A 19,667-nucleotide genomic window follows, 5' to 3' on the forward strand; every position below is an offset into this window, starting at 1 on the left:
GCTTGGCCAACGCCCACCTGCCAGCGTCTATCAGCCCTCGCCGCGTGCGATGCCGAGGCGGCTTCCCGAGCCTGATTACCCGGCCGAAGCCGCGGTGCGCCAGGTTCGCTCCAACGGCGAGATCAAATGGCGAGGCGAGCTCATTCACATTTGCAGCGCTCTCGTTGGTGAAGCCGTTGCCGTCGAGGAGACCGAAGACGGAACCTGGCAAGTGCGCTTCTTCAACGTACCGATCGGCATCATCGACCAGAAAACGCGCAAGCTACGGCGCAGCGCCAGCGCCGCGCCGCAGCCGACCAAATCATGAACAACTGTTACCCATCCATCCGGTCTGTTTTGTTACCTATCCATCCGCTGGACAAAGCGCGTTCAACGCCTTCCATCGCAAAAATGCGGCGGACGTTGCCGTCCGCCGCATTCGCCACCCCCCTGCTGCTCCGCTTCTTTCGATCCGCCGCGGAGCTACTTCTTCAGCGCGAACACCCAGATGACGCCGCCTTGCGGCACGTTGGCTTCGATGCCGATGTTGTTGGTCACCAGCGCGTCCTGGATGCGCTGCGCGTCGACACCCCATCCCGACTGGATCGCGATGTATTGGGTGCCGTCGATTTCATAGGACACCGGCATGCCCATGATGCCGGAGTTGGTCTTCTGCTCCCACAGGAGCTCGCCGGTCTTGGCGTTGAAGGCGCGGAAGTTGCGGTCATTGGTGCCGCCGACGAAGATGAGATCACCCGCGGTCGCGGTCACCGAGCCGAACAGCTGCGACTTCGGGAAGTTGTGTTGCCACACCTTCTTGCCCGTGGTGGGATCCCAGGCCTGCAGCTCGCCGAAATGATCCGCGCCCGGCTTCGTCTTCAGGCCGATGTCTTCCGGCTTGGTGCCGAGCCAGAGCTCGCCCGGCTTGAGGGCGACCTTCTCGCCGGTGAACCCGCCGCAGAAGTTCTCGTTGGCGGGCACGTAGACGAGGCCGGTCTTCTGGCTGTAGGCCGCCGACGGCCAATCCTTGCCGCCCCACAGCGACGGACAGAACTCGACGCGCTTGCCGATCACCGGCTTGTGCGCGGGGTCGACGATCGGCTTGCCGCTCTCGGGCTCGATGCCCTTCCAGACGTCGGTCGATACGAACGGCCAGCCGGCGACGTAGTTGATCTTGGTCGGCGTGCGCTCGAGCACCCAGAAGATCGCGTCGCGGCCCGGATGGACCAGGCTCTTGATGTTGCGGCCATCGCGTTGCAGGTCGATCAGCATCGGCGCATCGACCTCGTCCCAGTCCCAGGAATCGTTCTGGTGATACTGGTGATAGGTCTTGATCTTGCCCGTGCTCGGATCGAGCGCAAGTACCGAGGAGGTGTAGAGATTGTCGCCGGGATGGGTCTCGCCGGGCCATGGCGCGGCGTTGCCGACGCCCCAATAGATCGTCTTGGTCTCCTTGTCGTAATTGCCGGTCATCCAGGCCGAGCCGCCGCCGTTCTTCCAGTCGTCGCCCTGCCAGGTGTCATGGCCCGGCTCGCCTTCGCCCGGGATGGTGAAGGTCCGCCACAGCTCCTTGCCGTCCTTGGCATCATAGGCCGCGATATAGCCGCGCACGCCGAACTCGCCGCCGGAGCCGCCGACAATGACCTTGCCGTCGACGATCAGCGGCATCAGGGTCATATACTGGCCCTTCTTGTAGTCCTGCACCTTGGTGTCCCACACCACCTTGCCGGTCTTGGCATCGAGCGCGACGACATGGTCGTCCGTGGTGGCGAGGTAGAGCTTGTCCTCCCAGAGGCCGACGCCGCGGCTGGTCGGGTGCAGCTGGAACAGATCGTCGGGGAGCTGCCGCTTGTAGCGCCAGTATTCGTCGCCGGTCTTGGCGTTGAGCGCGATCACCTGCCCCATCGGGGTCGCCACGAACATCACGCCGTTGTTGACGATCGGCGGCGCCTCGTGACCTTCGACAACGCCGGTGGCAAAGGTCCAGACCGGCGTGAGATTCTTCACGTTGGAGGTGTTGATCTGATCGAGCGGGCTATAGCCGTGCCCGTCATAGGTGCGCCGATAGAGCATCCAGTTGTTTGGCTCCGGATTCTCCAGCCGCTGTGCGGTGACCGGTGCGTAATTCTCGATCGGACCTGACACGGCGGCGGTCGAGGCGAGGCAAGTGAAGGCGACGAAGCCGGACAGGTACCATTGCTTCCTGGTCATGGACGTTCCCCTTTTCATCCGTTTGAATTCTTGTGTTGAATTCTTGTCGTTCGTCCCGCCGTCCGCCCGTCGGCGGATACGGCCTCTCGTGACGCGGGCGCGGGCCCGCACCTCCATCATCCTGGCTGCGCGCCACCTACCTTTCCGATGAAATTGCCGGCGACGCTGAGCGAGCCGTCAGCGAGCGTCACCGGCAGCGCCGCGAGCCGTCGCGGCGCCGGGCCGAACACAACCTGTGCGCCCGCACGAGGATCGTATTCGGAGTTGTGACACATGCACTTGAACACCTCCTTGTCGCCGACATCGCTCTTCACCCAGGCGGACACGGGACAGCCGGCATGCGAGCAGATCGCCGAATAGGCGATGATGCCGTCGACGGCGCGCGCGGCCGTCTTCTCGTCGAGCTCGGCGGGATCGAGCTTGATGATCAGGATCTCGTTGAGCCGGGTGGCGCTGCGCACCACCGATGTCTTGGGATCCTTCGGCCAGGCATGCACCGGCGGACCGCCGGCCGGCAGGTCGGCTGCGGTGATGAGCTTTCCCTCCTTGTCGCCTTCGGAGAAGACGAGCACATCGCCTTTCTGCGGCCGTTCGTCGGACCCGGGCGGATCCTCGCCCGCGCGCGCAGACGCGGAGCAACCGAGGCAGGCGGTGGTGGCGAGCGCGCCAAGCAGGACCGTTCGCCGCGTCTGCTCGGCACAGGCGCCGGCTTCGGGCTCCCCAGGACTCTCGGACGGTGATGAATTGGTTGTGAACGATGCGCGGGACATGTTCACAAGCAGGCGCTGGAACTCTGCCGAAAACAAGGCGAAGAGTTGGCACCGCAGTGCATCAATATGGCTTTGCTCGCGTTGATTGAACGACGATGAACGAATTCAAGCGCGTTTTCACAATTTCAACGTCACGCCGCGCGAGCGGCATGATGATTTTGCAGATCAGACCGATGATGTTGGAATTGGTGCAGCGCGCTATGTTTGCAGGCAACCGGTCGTCGTCAGGACCTGAGCACGTGGCGCGGCGCGGCGATAGAACCGGCGACGGTGGCTGATGCCATCTCAAAACTGTCGGCGATGCGGCGCGCCTTGTCGATGAACAGTGCAGCCGCCGGCGGCGGGCAGACCTCGCGCGCGGTCTGCTCGAACAGATCGAGCCAGCGGTCGAAATGATCGCCCACCAGGCTCAGCGGCAAATGAGCCCGCATCGGCGAGCCGTGATAGCGGCCGCTCATCAGCACGACCGAGGACCAGAAATCCCTGAGCTTGGCGAGATGCTCGTCCCAATTCTGCACGATCCCGAACACCGGCCCCAGCCGTGCATCTTCGCGCACGCGTCTGTAGAAGCGGGTGACGAGTTCCCCGATCATCTCTTCGGTAATCCCGGTGCGCTCGATCGCATCCTGGGTCAACAGGTTCCGCCGTGCGGCCGCCGCCTCGCGCTCGGCCTTCAGTCGATCCGACATCTTTGCTTCGTCCGTTTCGTCTTTCCCTCTCCCCCTGTGGGAGAGGGGCTCGCCGCACAGCGGCGAGCCGGGTGAGGGGGTCTGCCTCCGCGTGCTCCTCAGCGAGTGAGTCTGCGGCAACAACCCCTCATCCGGCGCTTCGCGCCACCTTCTCCCACAAGGGGAGAAGGGAACGCCCGCATCCATGCTGGCGCAATTCGCGACATCCGTCTTTGTCGCAGCGCAAATTGCGAGGATCAGGCGCTATAGATGTAGAAGCCCTGCCCGGTCTTGCGGCCGAGATGGCCTGCATCGACCATCTCTTTGAGCAGCGGCGCTGGCCTGTATTTAGGATCGTTGAAGCCCTTGTAAAAGACCTCCATCACCGAAAGCATGGTGTCGAGCCCGACGAGATCGGCCAGAGCCAGCGGCCCGATCGGATGGTTGCAACCGAGCTTCATGCCGGCGTCGATCTCTTCCGCCGTCGCGATTCCCTCCTGGAGCGCGAAGATCGCCTCGTTGATCATCGGGCACAGGATGCGGTTGACGGCAAAGCCCGGGCTGTTCTTGGCGGTGATCGCCACCTTGCCGACGCGCTTGGCGAAATCGAGGGCCTTGGCGTGGGTGTCGTCGGAGGTCTGCAGGCCGCGGATCAGCTCCAGCAGCGCCATCACCGGCACCGGGTTGAAGAAGTGCATGCCGATGAAGCGGTCGGGACGATCGGTCGCCGCAGCGAGCTTCGTGATCGAGATCGACGAGGTGTTGGTCGCAAGCAGCGTGCGCGGCGACAACGTCGCGCAGAGATCCTTCAGGATCTTGACCTTGAGCTCCTCGTTCTCGGTTGCGGCCTCGATGACGAGATCGCAATCGGCAAGCTTCGCCCGGTCGGTGGTGCCGGTGATGCGCTTGAGCGCCGCCTCGCGACCGGCCGCCGACATCTTCTCCTTCTTGACCAGACGCTCGAGGCTGCCGCCGACGGTCGACAACCCGCGGTTCACCGCCGCATCGGAAATGTCGACCATCACGACCGAGAGCCCGGCCGCCGCGCAGATCTGCGCGATACCATTCCCCATGGTCCCTGCCCCGATGATGCCAACGGTCTGGATCATTGCCTCATATCCTTCATCCTTGCGGGCGAGCCATCCCGGCCCGACCCATTATTTCCTGCACCAGGGTCTAGCACCGCCACGGGGCGACTGCGACCTGATCCGCACTCTCCTTAAAGCATCCACGGCGGGAATAAAGCTGCTGGCGGGCGCGAAACGGCCCGATTTGGCCGCATGGCGCGCAATTTGCCCCAAATTGCGTCCCTGCCCGGCCGGGCCAGCGATCTCCCTCAATCGGACGACGCGGCGGAGCTGACGGCATGGTGTAGTCGGCGCGCAATGGCCACCGCGAATGCCTCGCGACGCAATTGTGAGATCGACCACATCGGCTTCGTGCCCCACCTGTTAGCGTCGCGCAAATGAAGACACATATTGCACTTCCCATCATCCTCGCCGCTCTGCTCGTCGCAACGCCGGGCTTGGGAGCCGAAACCAAAGGCGCCGGCTCAACCTTCGTTTCCCCCGTGATGGCGAAATGGACCGACGCATATAAGGCCAAGACCGGAAACGTCGTCAGCTATCAAGCCGTCGGCTCGGGCATCGGCCTTGGCCTGATCAAAAAGGAAGCCGTCGACTTCGGCGCCAGCGACATGCCGCTCGCCCCCCGGGAGTTGGACAGGCTCGGCCTGATGCAATTCCCGATCGTGATCGGAGGCGTCGTCCCCGTGGTCAATATCGACGGCGTCAAGCCCGGCCAGATCCGCTTCACCGGGCAGGTGCTCGCCGACATCTATCTCGGCAAGCTCAAATCCTGGAACGATCCCGCGATCGCCGCGATCAACCCCGACGTCAGATTGCCGAACGCTGCGATCACGGTGGTCCATCGCATCGACGGCTCCGGCACGACGTTCAACTGGTCGAACTACCTCGCGAAGGTCAGCCCGCAGTGGAAAGCCAGCGTGGGCGAAGGCACCTCCGTCGAATGGCCGCTTGGCCTCGGCGGCCGGGGCAATGATGGTGTCGCCTCGCTCGTCAGCCTCGTTCCCGGCGCGATCGGCTATCTCGAATACACTTACGCGCTGCAACGGCTCGCCCGGATTTCCTTCGGTATCGTGCAGAACAGCGCCGGCAATTACGTCGTGCCTGACGCCGCATCTTTCCAGGCGGCCGCATCAAGCGCGGACTGGAAAGCCGAGAAGGATTTCCATCTCGTGCTCACCAACGCACCCGGCGAAGATGCCTACCCGATCACGGCGACGACGTTCGTGCTGATGCCGAAGGCGCCGAAATCACCGGAACGATCGGCAGCCGCCATCGACTTCGTCCGCTGGTCGCTGGAAAACGGAAAGTCCGAGGCCCAGACGCTCAACTACGTCCCGCTGCCGCCTGCCTTGATCGACCAGATCGAGCGCTATTGGCACCAGAGCATCGACGCTGCGCCCAGGATCTCGGCATCGGCTGCCGCCAAACGCTGAACCTCAAAACGCCCGCCGTCGGATCGAGATTGGGACGGATTGCCCCCTATCTCGATTGACAGCTGCCTGTTATTTCCACAATCGTTTGGTTGCTGAGGCGGAGCGTCACGCGCTCCGAGGGCCGCGCGAAAGCGCAACAGGGTGCCAGCCTGAAAGGACAGACCATGAAGCGCCTGCACGTTCACGTGTCCGTCGAGGATCTCTCCCGGTCCATCGGGTTCTACTCCGCCTTGTTTGCGAGCGAGCCCTCGGTGGTGAAGTCCGACTATGCCAAATGGATGCTGGACGACCCGCGGGTGAATTTTGCGATCTCGACGCGCGGACGCGCGGCCGGGCTCGATCATCTCGGCATCCAGGTCGAGACCGGCGAGGAGCTCCAGGAGGTCTATGCCCGGCTGCGCAAGGCCGGCGGCAACGTTGTCGAGCAGGGGCAGACCACCTGCTGCTACGCAAAGTCGGAAAAGTCCTGGATCGACGATCCCGCCGGGATCGCCTGGGAAACCTTCCACACCACGGGCGAGAGCACCGATTACGGCGACGGCACCGGCGAGAACCAGGCGCGGGTCGCGCATGAGAAACAAGAGACCCAGTCGGCTTGCTGCGCGCCGCAAGCGGCGCCGGCGGCCTCAAAGGCCTGCTGCTGAGCACAAGGGCATCTGCAATGGACGTGATCATCTACCACAATCCCGAATGCGGCACGTCGCGCACGACGCTCGCGACGATCCGGAACGCCGGCATCGAGCCGCATGTGGTCGAGTATCTGAAGACGCCGCCATCGCGAGCCCTGCTGCAGCAGCTCATCGCACGCATGGGAATTTCGGTGCGTGAGGCGGTCCGCGAAAAGGCTGCCCCCTATGCGGAGCTCGGGCTCGCCAACCCCGCGCTGACCGACGAACAGCTGCTCGATGCGATGATGGCGCACCCGATCCTGATCAACAGGCCGATCGTGGTGACGCCGAAGGGCGTCAGGCTCTGCCGTCCCTCCGAACTGGTGCTCGATCTGCTGCCGGCGCAACAGCGTCAGGCCGGATGAACGATTTCGCACGATCCGTTGGCGCGGCGCTCTCGCTGATCGGCGAAGCCGACGCCGAGCTGCTCGGCATCGTCGCATTGTCGGTGCGCGTCAGCCTGACCGCGAGCGTCCTTGCCCTGCTGATCGGTGCGCCGATCGGGGCCTTGCTTGCGATCACGCGTTTCCGCGGACGTCAGGTCGTCATCGTGCTGACCAATGCGCTGCTCGGCCTTCCGCCGGTCGTGGTCGGGCTCGCGCTCTATCTTCTGCTGTCGCGCTCCGGCCCGCTCGGGGTGGCCGGACTGTTGTTCACGCCGGCCGCCATGGTGATCGCGCAGACGCTGCTCGCCACCCCGATCGTGGTCGCGCTCGTGCACCGGCCGGCGAGCCTGCTGTGGGCGGAATATGGCGATCTGGCACGGATCGATGGGCTGTCGGTCTTCCGCTGCATGGCGCTGCTGTTCGCGCTCGGCCGGACCTCGATGCTGACGGCCTTTCTCGCGGCCTTCGGGCGCGCCATCGCCGAGGTCGGTGCCATCATCATCGTCGGCGGCAACATCCGCGGCTTCACGCGCACGATGACGACCGCGATCGCGCTGGAGACCAGCAAGGGCGATCTGCCGCTGGCACTCGGACTCGGACTGATCCTGCTCGCGCTCAGCGTCGCGGTGTCGACCGTCGCCTTCCTGCTAGTGGGACGCGTTAGGGAAAAATAGCTGCTCGCCGCCCACCTTGTAGCCGGCGATCGCGTCCTGCCCCTTCGGCGAGACCAGCCAGTCAATGAAGGCTTGCCCATCCTTCGCCTTCACGTTCGCATGCTTGGCCGGATCGACCAGCATGACGCCGTACTGGTTGAACAGCCGCTTGTCGCCTTCGGTGAGGATGGCGAGCTCGCCGCGATTCTTGAACGACAGCCAGGTGCCGCGGTCCGACAGAACATAAGCGTTCGACGACGACGCCATGTTCAGCGCCGGGCCCATGCCCTGACCGATCTCACGATACCAGCTGTCCTTGCCGGCACTGATGTCGACGCCCGCCTCCTTCCACAGCCGGAGCTCGGCCGCGTGCGTGCCGGACTTGTCGCCGCGGGAGATGAACGGCGCCTTCGCCGCAGCAATCTTGCGCAGCGCATCGGTGACATCCTTGCCGCCGGCGATCTTCGCGGGATCGCTTTTGGGCCCGACGACGACGAAGTCGTTGTACATGACGTCGAAGCGCTTCACGCCCTGCCCTTCGGACATGAACTTGTCTTCGGCAACCCGGTCATGGACGAACACCACGTCGGCATCGCCGCGCCGCCCGATATCCAGCGCCTGTCCGGTGCCGACGGCAACGACCTTCACGCTGATGCCCTCGGCCTTCTCGAACAGCGGCAGCAGATGGCCGAACAGGCCTGATTGTTCCGTCGACGTGGTCGAGGCAACCGTGATGGTGCGCTCCTGCGCGAACGCGATGGTGGACCAGAGCAAAGCCGCTCCGATGGCGACAATCTTCCTCATGCGTCGTCCCCCAACAAACAATGACGGTCCTGAATAGCCGATGGCGATGGCGACGGGAACCCCGACATTCGGCCGCAGAGAGTTGAAGCGATGGCATCAAATCGGCAGGAACGTCGATGCCGCAGGCGGATTGTCCGGAGATGTCATGTCAAGGAGAATCCCATGAAAAAGATCATTCTGGCATCCGCATGCATCATGGCGCTGGCGACCGGTAGCGCCTTCGCGCAGACACAACCGGCTCCCGGCGCCTCCAGTCAGGGCGACGTCGGCCCCTCCTCGCGCGGCCCGGCGACCAAGGGAATGACGACCGGCAAGTCGTCGAACATGCAGAACGAGGCGAGCGACAGCAAGGGCGCGCAGCAACCATCGGCCGGCGGCACCAACACGAACAACATGGGCAGTCAGGCCGGAGGCAGCGCGGGCTCAGGTTCAGGTTCCGGCTCCGGCGGGCGATAGACAAAAACGGAGAGCTCGGCGCGGGTCGTACTTGAAGGGTTCCGCCGAGGCTCGCGAATCAGTCGCGGCATATGACGCAGCGAGTCTCGGGCTCGCTCCGTCATGTTGCTCGCACAAGATGCTGGTCGCCGTCTTGCCGCGCACGCCATCAATTTACGTTCGACACGCGTGGTGTAGTTACCGCGGCATTAATTCCGTCGACCTGACGTTGCATCGGAAACACACTGCTCATTTTTCCCGATTGCGCGCAATCATCTGCATTGACCCGATCACAGGCAGCCACATACCGTAACAATCACGATCCGCTGTCGATGATGTTTGGCAATCCGCCATCCGGCGCAGCACCAAGACCAACAACAAGGGCTGTGCGCCATGCGCCAATGCATCGGGGCTGCGACGTTTTCACGACAAGCGAACGACAAACCAAGTTCAAGCCCTCGCCGGAGTGCACCGCTGCCCCTCACGCGCGTGCGCCTGCGCCCTCTGCTGCTGATGTGCGCTTCTGCGGTCGCGCTATCGGCGCTGTTGCCGCGATCAGCGGCGGCGCAGGCGGCGGCCTGGACCGGAACAACAAGCAACGACTGGACGAATGGAGCCAACTGGGTGGGCGGAGCGGTGCCCGCAGGCGTCGCCAACATTTTGAACTCGGTTCCGGCGGTCCTTGGCGTCAGCGGTCCAGCGTCCAGTGCCTCTGGGAGCCTAAACGTCAGTAGTGTAGCCGGAGTGGGCATTCTGATCATTCAGAACGGCAGCACACTGACCAGCACGGTCAACGCCAGTGCAACGACCATTGGGAACAATGCAGGTAATATTGGCGTCGTGACGGTCACCGGAGCCGGATCGCAATTGAACTCTGTCAACACCCAATTTAGAATTGGTAACGGTGGGTCAGGCACACTCAACATTGACAATGGCGGCTTCGTCAGCGCTCGATCGGTTCGGTTGGGCGTGGGTGCCAGCAGTTCGGGCACGCTCAACATCAGCGGTGGCGGCACGCTTCAGGCACTGTCACTGCAAGCGGGCCTTGGAACCATACAAGCCAATTTCGATAATGCCACTCTGCGCGCCCAGCCGACCAGCACTGCCAGCTTCCTCACCGGATTTTCGGCAGGACAACTCAATATCGCCGCGGGCGGACTGACGGTCGATACGGCGGGCCTTACGATCGGAACCGTTGGGGCGTCTGCCTTCAGCGGCGTTGGTGGTTTGACCGTGACCGGCGGCGGCATCTTCAATCTCGCCGCGAACAACACCTATGCCGGCCAAACATTGATCAACGCCGGCAGTACGCTGGCGCTGACGGGCATTGGCGCCGTCGCGTCGTCAAGCCACGTGGCCGCAAATGGCACTTTCGATATTTCCGGCATCGCCGCAACGGGGACGGATATTCAAAGCCTCGCGGGAAGCGGCACCGTCGCAATGGGCGCGAAGTCGCTGACGCTGACCAACGCAAATGACACTTTCGCCGGAACGTTTACGGGCGGCAGCGGGCTGACGCTCGTCAGCGGCAGTGAGACGCTCACGGGCAACAATGCAGGTTTCACCGGCCCGACCACGGTGCAGGGCGGCACATTGTCGGTGAACGGCAATCTCGGCGGCACGCTCAGCGTGTTGTCTGGCGGACGGCTGCAGGGCATCGGCACGGTCGGCACAACCACCAATGCCGGCCTGATCGCGCCCGGCAATTCCATCGGCACCCTGACGATCGCGGGCAATTACACCGGCAACGGCGGCGGGCTGGAGATTGAAAGCGTGCTGGGAGGCGACGCGTCGTCGACAGACCGCCTCGTGGTCACCGGCAGCACGGCTGGGGCGACGACGGTGCGCGTGCTCAATCGCGGCGGCCTCGGCGCGCAGACCAGCGAAGGCATCAAGGTGATCGACGTCGCCGGCGCCTCGAACGGCACCTTCGCGCTGCAGGGCAATTACGTCATTGGCGGCCAGCAGGCCGTGGTCGGCGGCGCCTATGCCTACACGCTGCAGAAGAACGGGATCAGCACGCCCGCAGACGGCGACTGGTATCTGCGGTCCAGCCTGATCAATCCGCCGCCATCGGCGCCGGCCGGGCCGCTCTATCAGGCCGGCGTTCCCCTCTACGAGAACTACGCACAGGTGCTGCTCGGGATGAACCAGGCGGCGAGCCTGCAGCAGCGCGCCGGCAACCGCTATTGGGGCGGCAGCGAAGCGATGGCGCGCGCCGGTGTCGATACCGCGCAGACGTCTGATGGCTCGTGGACGCAATCGGCCTTCTGGGGCCGGATCGAGGGCGGCCAGAGCGCGTTGCGGCCTTCCAACACCACCGGCTCCACCTATGATTCCGACGAGATGAAGGTGCAAGTCGGACTCGACGGCGCTGCGCTCGACAACGCGCGCGGCCGGCTGATCGTCAGCCTGACGGCGCAATACGGCCTGACCACGGCCTTCGTCAATTCGCTGTTCGGCAACGGCCGTATCCGCGCGCAAGGAACCGGCGTCGGCGCCACCGCGACCTGGTACGGCCATGACGGCTTCTATGTCGACGGCCAGGCGCAGACCATGTTCTATCGCAGCGACCTGTCATCTGCGCTGGCCGGCTCGTTGATCCACGGCAATGAGGGCCTCGGCTACGCGTTCAGCATCGAGGGCGGCAGGCGGATCGCAATTGGCAACGGCCTCTGGCTGGCGCCGCAGGCGCAGCTTGCCTATTCGAAGGTCGACTTCGATGCCTTCACCGACCGCTTCGGCGCACTGGTCTCGCTCGGCAACGCCGACAGCCTGCTCGGCCGTCTCGGACTGTCGCTCAATCATCAGCGCACCTGGAATGACGGCACGGGCATCGTCCGCTCCGACCTCTATGCCATCGGCAATCTGCACTACGAATTTCTCGAAGGCACCAGGATCGATGTCGCCGGCACCGGATTCGCCAGCGGCCATGACCGGCTGTGGGGCAGCATCGGCGGCGGCGGCACCTATAGCTGGGCCAACGGCCGCTATGCCGTGTTCGGCGAGATCACCTATCGCGCAAGCCTCGATGCTCCCGCGGACAACCACAGCTATAGGGGCACCGGCGGTTTCCGTCTGGTGTGGTGAGTGCTGAGAGTCGCAGGCTGCGCAGTTCGGCGATGTTCGCCATCAACGGCCGGGGCAATATCTCATCACGCTGCGGATCCCCTGCGGCTCCGGTTCCTTCATCCATCCGATGTCCCTGGCCAGCCAAAGCTTGTCGTCGCCGATGACATAGGCGGCCTGACACATCATGCAGCGGCGCGCGCGCCGGATGCGTGGATGTTCTGCAATTGGTCCCGTCTACATTGACAGGGGTGTGACGGCCGGGGCAGTTTTTCACATTGCTGGCGAATCAGCGATTGCCTCACGCCGAGTACCTCTTGGACAACTCCCAGTGCTTTCGAGACTGATATCGTTGCTGCGCCGCATCCCCGCGGTGAAATGGGCGTTCACCCGGCTTCGGCCCTTGCCGCATGGCGGCAGCATCGATGGCGCGGCGGTCGTCGCGGAACAGCCTGTCATCGTTACCGACAGCGCTGAAGCTCTTCCGGCTCTCGACACTGGCATCAGCACTGATCCGCTGCGCAACGACGCCGCGGTCGCCGAGGGCGGCACCGCCCACCCTGTCATCGCGGAAGCAGCAGCCGATATCGCCGGCAGCGACGATTCGCTGCAGCAGGCGCCGTCAGATGTCGAGCCGGTCTTCGTGGCAGATGTCTTGGCCTCGGACGAAGTCACCAGCGAAACGGTCGATGGTCCCAAACCAGTCGATGTTCCTGAGCCCGTCATCGACAATGATCCGCCTGTGGAGCTCTCGACGGAGCTCGAGCCCGTCGCCACGGAAACGGTCGCGGCCATCGACGTCGCGGACGAGCCGGCCAAAGCCGCTGAGCCCGTCATCAGCAGCGATCCATCTCCCGAGCTCGCAGCCGACGTTGAGCCTGATGTCGTGGAGGAGACCTCGTCCAATCTAGAGGTCGCTTCGATTGAGGTCGCTTCGGTTGAGGCTCCCGCTCTCGTCATTGCCGACGATCCCTCCATTGTTACGGTCGCCGATGTCGGGCCCGTTGTAGACGACACCCATGTCACGCTTGCCGAGCGCGACGTCCCGGCGGAACCTGTCGCTGAAGAGAGCATCGACAGCGATCCCACCTGCGACTGCGCGGCGGCGATCGAGCCGATCGCTGCAAGCGACCCTGCCCCCGTCGCCGCGGAGGACTCTTCCACCGACGCCATCGTTGTCACCCATGAGGAGCCGGCTCCGGCTCTCGCGGCTCCCGCTGAGGAGATTCGCAGTGCGCCGAAACTTCGCGCGAAAGCAGCGGAACCTGCCGATCGCACCGCGCTGATCCGGCAGCGCTGGGCGGAAAGCGGAATCAGGATGTGGAATCCCCGCCTTCACGGCACCGGCGAAGCCACGCTGAACATCCAGGGCAGCGTCGGGCTGCTGCCGCCTGCGCCCGGCGAAACGATGCCGCGCTACGACAAGCTGGAATTCAAGATGCTCGGCGGACAGATCGTCTGCGAGGGCGTCATCGTCGAGGCCCCCGCGCAGGCGAGCCATCGCAGCTTCACCCGGCTCGCCGAGCCAGGAAAGCTCGATCGGGTTCGCGAACCGTTGCGGGAACGCCAGGCCGCTCTGGCCTGATCCTTTCCGCTGCAAGCGCCGTCACGTTTGTGCTAGGCTGAGGTTTCCCGAACATGGGAGATCGCATGCCTGCAAAGCTGTTGCGACTGATCGTGATCGCCGCCGTCTGCGTCTCGCAAGGAGCCTTTGCGGCGTCCAGCAAACGGCCTCACCACACGCCCGCCACCGATCCAGCCGCGCCCTACAAGACGGACCGGCTCTCCTCCTCGCGCGGCGAGACCATCCTCAACACGCCCGGCCAGACCACCGTCCTGACGCGAGAAGTCCTCGACGACATGAACGCGAGGAGCCTCCGGGATGCCATGCGCTCGACCGCCGGCGTCACGATCGGACGCTAAGCTCCCGCGCGGCAGATAAATTTTCCTCATACGAAGCAGTTGCCCGCAACGCCGGCTGCAACGTAACCTGCGCGCGGTCGAGCCGCGACGTCCGCCCGATCAAAACGACAAGAACACTTCGGGAGCAAACTATGAGAAAACTCACGGCCGCGCTGTGTGCGTTGGCATTCCTCGCGACCGGCGCGCAGGCGCAGACCCTCAAGGATTTCCTGGCAACAGTCATGCAGAAATGGACGGCGACGTTCGAGCCGTTCCAGCTTATCGGCAACATCTATTATGTCGGGACCGAGGGCATCGCCGTCTATGTCATCAAGACATCGCAGGGCCTGATCCTGATGGACACGGCGATGCCCCAGTCGACCGGCATGATCAAGGACAATATCGCCAAGCTCGGCTTCCAGGTCTCGGACATCAAGATCGTCCTCAACTCGCACGCACATCTCGATCACACCGGCGGTTTTGCCGAGATCAAGAAGGAGACCGGTGCGCAGATCGTGGCCGGCGAGCGCGACAAGCCGCTGCTCGAAGGCGGCTACTATCCCGGCGACGAGAAGAACGAAGACCTCGCTTTCCCGCCGGTGAAGGTCGACCGTGTCGTGAAGGAAGGCGACAAGGTTACGCTCGGCGACACCACGCTGACAGCGCATGCGACGCCCGGCCACTCGCCCGGCTGCACGAGCTGGGAGATGACCGTCAAGGACGGCAATCAGAACCGCGAGGTGCTGTTCTTCTGCAGCGGCACCGTGGCGCTGAACCGGCTGGTGGGACAGCCGACCTATCCCGGCATCGTCGACGACTACCGCGCGACCTACGCCAAAGTGAAGGCGATGAAGGTCGACGTGCTGCTCGGGCCGCACCCGGAGGTCTATGGCATGCAGGCCAAGCGTGCGCAGATGAAGGACGGCGCGCCGAATCCGTTCGTCAAACAGGGTGAGCTTGCGACCTACGCGACCGGCCTGTCGGAAGATTTCGACAAGCAGCTCGCCAAGCAGACCGCGGCGCTGGAGAAGAAGTAGCGGCCATCGCACGCTATCTTTGACCTCTCCCCCGCTGGGGCCCGCCGGGGAGAGGTGCGGCAAGACGTTGCGCCGAAACGCATGGTTAGCAGAACGCAACGGCTGCTTTTGCAGGACTTCGCCGCGATACGCCTGCTGCCGCGGCCCCGTATCGTTAACACAGCCTTGCCCTGGCACTCAGCCGGAAACTCCTGCGGTAGCGTGCAACCTGTGCTGGTCTTTCGCGCAAGGCCCGATCTAACCCGCCCTTTACCCACGCTATGCAAGATCGCCGGCGTTTTCAGGATCCGGGGCTCGTATTTCAATGCCTGTTGCCGATTTGAAGTCTCACTTCGCCGCCGCAATGCGGCTGTTTCGCGTGCCGGCCGACAATCCCGAGCTGACGCGCGCGCAGTTCGACGCCTTCTCCAAGCAGATCCCGCTGCTCTACTTCATCCTGATCACCAACACGATCGCGGTCGCATATACCTATGTGCCGCTGGCGCCGGCCTCGCTCAGCATGATCGTGCCCGGCGTATTGATCGCGGTGGCGGGCTATCGGACCTTCTGGTGGCTGCGGCAGCGCCACGTCGTCCGCAGCGACGCCGACATCCTGCGCAATCTGCGTATCACCAACTGGATCGCGGCACCGATCGCGGCGGGCTTCACCGTCTGGTCGTTCGCCCTCTATCCCTATGGCGATCCCTTTGCCAAGAGCCAGGTGGCCTTCTACATGGCGGTGACCGTGATCGGCTGCATCTTCTCGCTGATGCATCTGCGTTCGGCCGCGCTGATCGTGACTCTCGTCGTCGACGTGCCCTACGTCGTGTTTTACTTCGCCACGGGCGAGCCGACGCTGGAGGCGATGGCCGTCAACAATTTGCTGGTCACCGGCGCGATGGTGACGGTGCTGACCATCTACTACCGCGACTTCGCCGACCTCGTCGCCAGCCGCAAATCGCTGCTGGCACAGCAGGCGGCGACCCAGGCACTCTCGGACGAGAACTTCCGCCTCGCCAATCTGGATTCCCTCACCGAGCTGCCGAACCGCCGCCGCTTCTTCGCCGAGCTGTCGAGCGCCTTTGCCGACGCCGAGCGCAGGAACGTTCGCGTCGCGGTTGGCATCATCGACCTCGACGGCTTCAAGCCGATCAACGACAATTACGGCCACAGCGTCGGCGACCGCGTCCTGATCGAGGCGGGCCGCCGCATCCGCGAGGTCTGCGAGGGCTTTGGCCCGCAACGCGTGGAATTCGCCCGGCTTGGCGGCGACGAGTTCGGCCTCGTCGTGTGTGGTGACCCCGATGATGCCGATCTGGCACGGCTCGGCGAACGTATCGGCGGGCAGGTCAAGCTGCCGTACCAGCTCGACACCGCCCACACCGGCCTGTCCTGCTCGATCGGGTTTGCGCTGTTTCCGGACTCCGCGACAACGTCGGAAGCTCTCTATGAATGCGCCGACTATTCGCTCTATCACGCCAAGCGCCAACTGCGCGGGCGCACCGTGATCTTCTCGGGTGAGCTCGAGGCCGAGATCCGGAGCCGCGGCGTGATCGAGAACCTGTTGCGCACCTCCGATTTCGGCGCCGAGATGGAGCTGGTGTTCCAGCCGATCGTCGATGCCATGAGCGAGCACACTGCGGGCTTCGAGACGCTGGCGCGCTGGCACAGTCCCCGTCTCGGCTGGGTTTCCCCCGCCGACTTCATTCCGGCGGCCGAGCGCATCGGCCTGATCCGGCCACTGACGCAGACGCTGCTGGCGCGCGCGCTCGCGACCGCCAAAACCTGGCCCGACGACATCCGCCTGTCGTTCAACCTGTCTGCGCACGACGTTTGTGCCGCCGAAGGCATCCTGCCGCTGATCTCCATCATCGAGAAAAGCGGCCTGTCGCCACGTCGGATCGACTTCGAGATCACCGAGACCGCCGTCACCTTCGATTTCGTGCGCGCGCAGCAGTCGATCGCGACGCTGAAGGCGATGGGCTGCGGCATTTCGCTGGACGATTTCGGCACCGGCTATTCCTCGCTGAGCCACGTGCACCGGCTGCCGCTCGACAAGATCAAGGTCGATCGCAGCTTCGTCGCCGACATCAACGAGAATCCGGTCAGTTACAAGATCATCAAGTCGCTGACGGGCCTCTGCGACGACATGGAGATCGCCTGCGTCGCCGAGGGCGTCGAGACCCGCGCCCAGCTCGACACCTTGCGCCGGCTCGGCTGCGACTTCATCCAGGGCTACTATTTCGCAAAACCGATGTCGGCCGATGCGATCGGCGACTATCTGGCGAACGAACGCCGGCGCCTCGACGGCGCCAAGGTCGTCGCCTAGAGGGCCCAGACGTCAGACCGCGCAGTAGCGTTCCTGGATGTCCTTGTCCGCGAGCAGCGCCACCGCGCTGCTTTGATGCACGACCTCGCCCTGGTCGATGATCACGGCGCGGTCGGCCAATCGAAGAGCCCATTCGACGTTCTGCTCCACCAGCAGCAATGTCTTGCCCTCGTCACGCAGGCGGCGGAACAGCACGCCCATCTCCTCGACGAGGACGGGCATGATGCCCTCCGAGGGTTCATCCAGCAGGATCATCTTGGGGGGCCTGCACGGCCACATCTTCTATCTCGCCATCCGAAAATTCATCTACGAGACGCCGATCCCGCCCGATCTCGACGCCATCGTCCGCGACGCCGTCCAGACCTTCATGGACGGCGCGAAGACGACGATGCCGAAGCTGCTGGTGAGCGGCTGAATCGGCGACGCTGCCCCGAAGGAGGTGCGCTCCCTCTCCCGCTTGCGGGGGAGGGCTGGGATGGGCGTGCCTCCGCAAGAGACTCCCTGATTGGAGAGAGCTCGCACCCGGCGCTCCGCGCCGACCTCCCCCGCAAGCGGGAGAGGTTGATCGAGCCCGCGGCTAGCTACTTCGAAAGGCTCGGCAGATCGAGGCCCTTGTCGCGGGCGCAGTCGATCGCGGTCTCGTAGCCCGCGTCGGCATGGCGCATGACACCGGTGGCCGGGTCGTTCCAGAGCACACGCTCGATCCGCTTGGCCGCTTCCGGCGTGCCGTCAGCGACGATCACCATGCCGGCGTGCTGGGAATAGCCGATGCCGACGCCGCCGCCATGATGCAGGGACACCCAGGTCGCGCCGCTGGCGCAATTGAGCAGCGCGTTCAGCAATGGCCAGTCGGACACCGCATCAGATCCGTCCTTCATCGCTTCAGTCTCGCGATTGGGGCTCGCCACCGAGCCGCTGTCGAGATGATCGCGGCCGATCACGATCGGCGCCTTGAGCTCGCCGCGCGCCACCATCTCGTTGAAGGCAAGGCCGAGTCGATCGCGATCGCCGAGGCCAACCCAGCAGATCCGCGCCGGCAGGCCCTGGAACTTGATGCGCGCCTTCGCCATGTCGAGCCAATTGTGCAGATGCTTGTCATCAGGCATCAGCTCCTTGACCTTCGCGTCGGTCTTGAAGATGTCCTCCGGATCGCCCGAGAGCGCGGCCCAGCGGAACGGCCCGACGCCGCGGCAGAACAAAGGACGGATATAGGCGGGCACGAAGCCGGGGAAATCGAAGGCGTTCTTCAGGCCCATGTCCTGCGCCATCTGGCGGATGTTGTTGCCGTAATCGAGCGTTGGAATGCCCTGGGCATGGAAATCCAGCATGGCCTGGACGTGCTCGACCATCGACGTCTTCGACGCGCGCTCCACCCCCTTCGGATCGGAGCCGCGCTTGGCTTCCCAATCAGCGAGCGTCCAGCCCTTCGGCAAGTAGCCGTTGACTGGATCGTGCGCGCTGGTCTGGTCGGTGACGACGTCCGGCTTGACGCCACGGCGCACGAGCTCCGGGAAAATCTCGGCGGCATTGCCGAGCAGGCCGACCGAGATCGCCTTCTTCGTCTTGGCGGCATCTTCCATGATCGCCAGCGCTTCGTCGAGCGTTGCGGCCTGTCGATCGAGATAGCCGGTACGCAGCCGCATCTCGATGCGGCTCGGCTGGCATTCGACCGCGAGCATTGAAGCGCCGGCCATGGTCGCGGCCAGCGGCTGCGCACCGCCCATGCCACCCAAGCCGGCGGTGAGAATCCATTTGCCGGCAAGGCTGCCGCCATAATGGCGGCGGCCGACCTCGACGAAGGTCTCGTACGTGCCCTGCACGATGCCCTGGCTACCGATGTAGATCCAGGAGCCGGCCGTCATCTGGCCGTACATCATCAGGCCCTGGCGATCGAGCTCGTTGAAATGATCGAGCGTCGCCCAGTGCGGCACGATGTTGGAGTTCGCGATCAGCACGCGCGGTGCATCCGCATGGGTGCGGAACACGCCGACCGGCTTGCCGGACTGGACCAGCAGCGTCTGGTCGCCTTCGAGCCTGCGCAAGGCCGCAACGATCCGGTCAAAGCTCTCCCAGTCGCGCGCGGCGCGGCCGATGCCGCCATAGACCACGAGCTCGCTCGGGCGCTCCGCGACGTCAGGGTCGAGGTTGTTCATCAGCATGCGCAGCGGCGCTTCCGTCAGCCAGCTCTTGGCGCTGATGTCGCTGCCGCGGGGCGCGCGGATGGTGCGGTCATTGTCCAGTCGGCGGTTCATGCGG

Annotated in this window: 16 protein-coding genes and 3 pseudogenes; 12 read left to right on the forward strand and 7 right to left on the reverse strand. The window is 64.3% G+C overall.

All coding sequences use genetic code 11. The features are described 5' to 3' along the window. Positions 1-307: pseudogene (locus GA0061098_RS45150) on the forward strand (integrase); the annotation flags it as partial. Between the two features lie 155 nt (positions 308-462). Here the strand turns inward: GA0061098_RS45150 and GA0061098_RS24805 are convergent. The 4 genes from GA0061098_RS24805 to GA0061098_RS24820 form a co-directional block, all read right to left on the reverse strand. Next, positions 463-2,190, reverse strand: a complete 1,728-nt coding sequence (locus GA0061098_RS24805; RefSeq protein ID WP_091962589.1) for a methanol/ethanol family PQQ-dependent dehydrogenase — start codon at positions 2,188-2,190, stop codon at positions 463-465. Positions 2,191-2,306: 116 nt separating this feature from the next. After that, positions 2,307-2,960, reverse strand: coding sequence for a QcrA and Rieske domain-containing protein (locus GA0061098_RS24810; RefSeq protein ID WP_091962592.1), 654 nt, complete (start codon positions 2,958-2,960; stop codon positions 2,307-2,309). A gap of 224 nt (positions 2,961-3,184) precedes the next feature. Next, positions 3,185-3,649 carry a group III truncated hemoglobin gene (locus tag GA0061098_RS24815; RefSeq protein ID WP_091962595.1) on the reverse strand — a complete coding sequence of 155 codons (465 nt, stop codon included), beginning with the start codon at positions 3,647-3,649 and terminating at the stop codon, positions 3,185-3,187. Between the two features lie 236 nt (positions 3,650-3,885). Beyond that, on the reverse strand, positions 3,886-4,737 hold the full coding sequence (locus GA0061098_RS24820; protein ID WP_091962600.1) for a 3-hydroxybutyryl-CoA dehydrogenase: 852 nt from the start codon (positions 4,735-4,737) through the stop codon (positions 3,886-3,888). Positions 4,738-5,093: 356 nt separating this feature from the next. Between GA0061098_RS24820 and pstS the strand changes: the two genes are divergently transcribed. The 4 genes from pstS (at position 5,094) to GA0061098_RS24840 (ending at position 7,877) form a co-directional block, all read left to right on the forward strand. Next, positions 5,094-6,149: a phosphate ABC transporter substrate-binding protein PstS gene (gene pstS, locus GA0061098_RS24825; RefSeq protein ID WP_091962603.1), complete on the forward strand. Its 1,056-nt coding sequence runs from the start codon at positions 5,094-5,096 to the stop codon at positions 6,147-6,149. A gap of 164 nt (positions 6,150-6,313) precedes the next feature. Then, a complete protein-coding gene (locus tag GA0061098_RS24830; protein WP_091963142.1) occupies positions 6,314-6,793 on the forward strand; it encodes an ArsI/CadI family heavy metal resistance metalloenzyme in 480 nt (159 codons plus the stop codon). A 17-nt stretch (positions 6,794-6,810) separates the two neighbouring features. Then, positions 6,811-7,182, forward strand: coding sequence for an arsenate reductase (glutaredoxin) (gene arsC / locus GA0061098_RS24835; RefSeq protein WP_091962607.1), 372 nt, complete (start codon positions 6,811-6,813; stop codon positions 7,180-7,182). After that, positions 7,179-7,877: an ABC transporter permease gene (locus GA0061098_RS24840; RefSeq protein ID WP_091962611.1), complete on the forward strand. Its 699-nt coding sequence runs from the start codon at positions 7,179-7,181 to the stop codon at positions 7,875-7,877. Before arsC ends, GA0061098_RS24840 begins: the two co-directional genes overlap by 4 nt. Here GA0061098_RS24840 and GA0061098_RS24845 read toward each other — a convergent pair. After that, complete coding sequence (locus GA0061098_RS24845; protein WP_091962614.1) at positions 7,851-8,660, reverse strand: ABC transporter substrate-binding protein; 810 nt, start codon at positions 8,658-8,660, stop codon at positions 7,851-7,853. The genes GA0061098_RS24840 and GA0061098_RS24845 overlap by 27 nt on opposite strands. A 162-nt stretch (positions 8,661-8,822) precedes the next feature. On the opposite strand from GA0061098_RS24845, the gene GA0061098_RS24850 reads away from it, so the two are divergent. From GA0061098_RS24850 to GA0061098_RS24875, 6 genes are all read left to right on the forward strand, one after another. After that, complete coding sequence (locus GA0061098_RS24850) at positions 8,823-9,116, forward strand: hypothetical protein (RefSeq protein WP_091962618.1); 294 nt, start codon at positions 8,823-8,825, stop codon at positions 9,114-9,116. A 723-nt stretch (positions 9,117-9,839) separates the two neighbouring features. Further along, complete coding sequence (locus GA0061098_RS24855) at positions 9,840-12,185, forward strand: autotransporter family protein (RefSeq protein ID WP_165637582.1); 2,346 nt, start codon at positions 9,840-9,842, stop codon at positions 12,183-12,185. Between the two features lie 331 nt (positions 12,186-12,516). Continuing rightward, positions 12,517-13,749 (forward strand): hypothetical protein, encoded by a 1,233-nt coding sequence (locus tag GA0061098_RS24860; RefSeq protein WP_091962624.1) that lies wholly within the window; start codon positions 12,517-12,519, stop codon positions 13,747-13,749. A gap of 65 nt (positions 13,750-13,814) precedes the next feature. Continuing rightward, positions 13,815-14,087 carry a TonB-dependent receptor plug domain-containing protein gene (locus GA0061098_RS24865; RefSeq protein WP_208610676.1) on the forward strand — a complete coding sequence of 91 codons (273 nt, stop codon included), beginning with the start codon at positions 13,815-13,817 and terminating at the stop codon, positions 14,085-14,087. Positions 14,088-14,218: 131 nt separating this feature from the next. Next, positions 14,219-15,103, forward strand: coding sequence for a BJP family subclass B3 metallo-beta-lactamase (gene blaBJP / locus GA0061098_RS24870; protein WP_091962631.1), 885 nt, complete (start codon positions 14,219-14,221; stop codon positions 15,101-15,103). 304 nt (positions 15,104-15,407) lie between these two features. After that, complete coding sequence (locus GA0061098_RS24875) at positions 15,408-17,411, forward strand: putative bifunctional diguanylate cyclase/phosphodiesterase (protein ID WP_091962634.1); 2,004 nt, start codon at positions 15,408-15,410, stop codon at positions 17,409-17,411. Between the two features lie 12 nt (positions 17,412-17,423). Here the strand turns inward: GA0061098_RS24875 and GA0061098_RS24880 are convergent. Then, positions 17,424-17,672: pseudogene (locus GA0061098_RS24880) on the reverse strand (ABC transporter ATP-binding protein); the annotation flags it as partial. Position 17,673: 1 nt separating this feature from the next. Between GA0061098_RS24880 and GA0061098_RS24885 the strand changes: the two are divergent. Continuing rightward, positions 17,674-17,826: pseudogene (locus tag GA0061098_RS24885) on the forward strand (TetR/AcrR family transcriptional regulator); the annotation flags it as partial. A gap of 166 nt (positions 17,827-17,992) precedes the next feature. Here GA0061098_RS24885 and hutU read toward each other — a convergent pair. After that, complete coding sequence (gene hutU / locus GA0061098_RS24890; RefSeq protein WP_091962638.1) at positions 17,993-19,663, reverse strand: urocanate hydratase; 1,671 nt, start codon at positions 19,661-19,663, stop codon at positions 17,993-17,995. Positions 19,664-19,667: the final 4 nt, after the last annotated feature.

Origin of the sequence: Bradyrhizobium shewense, from assembly GCF_900094605.1 — a bacterium.
GTDB lineage: Bacteria > Pseudomonadota > Alphaproteobacteria > Rhizobiales > Xanthobacteraceae > Bradyrhizobium > Bradyrhizobium shewense.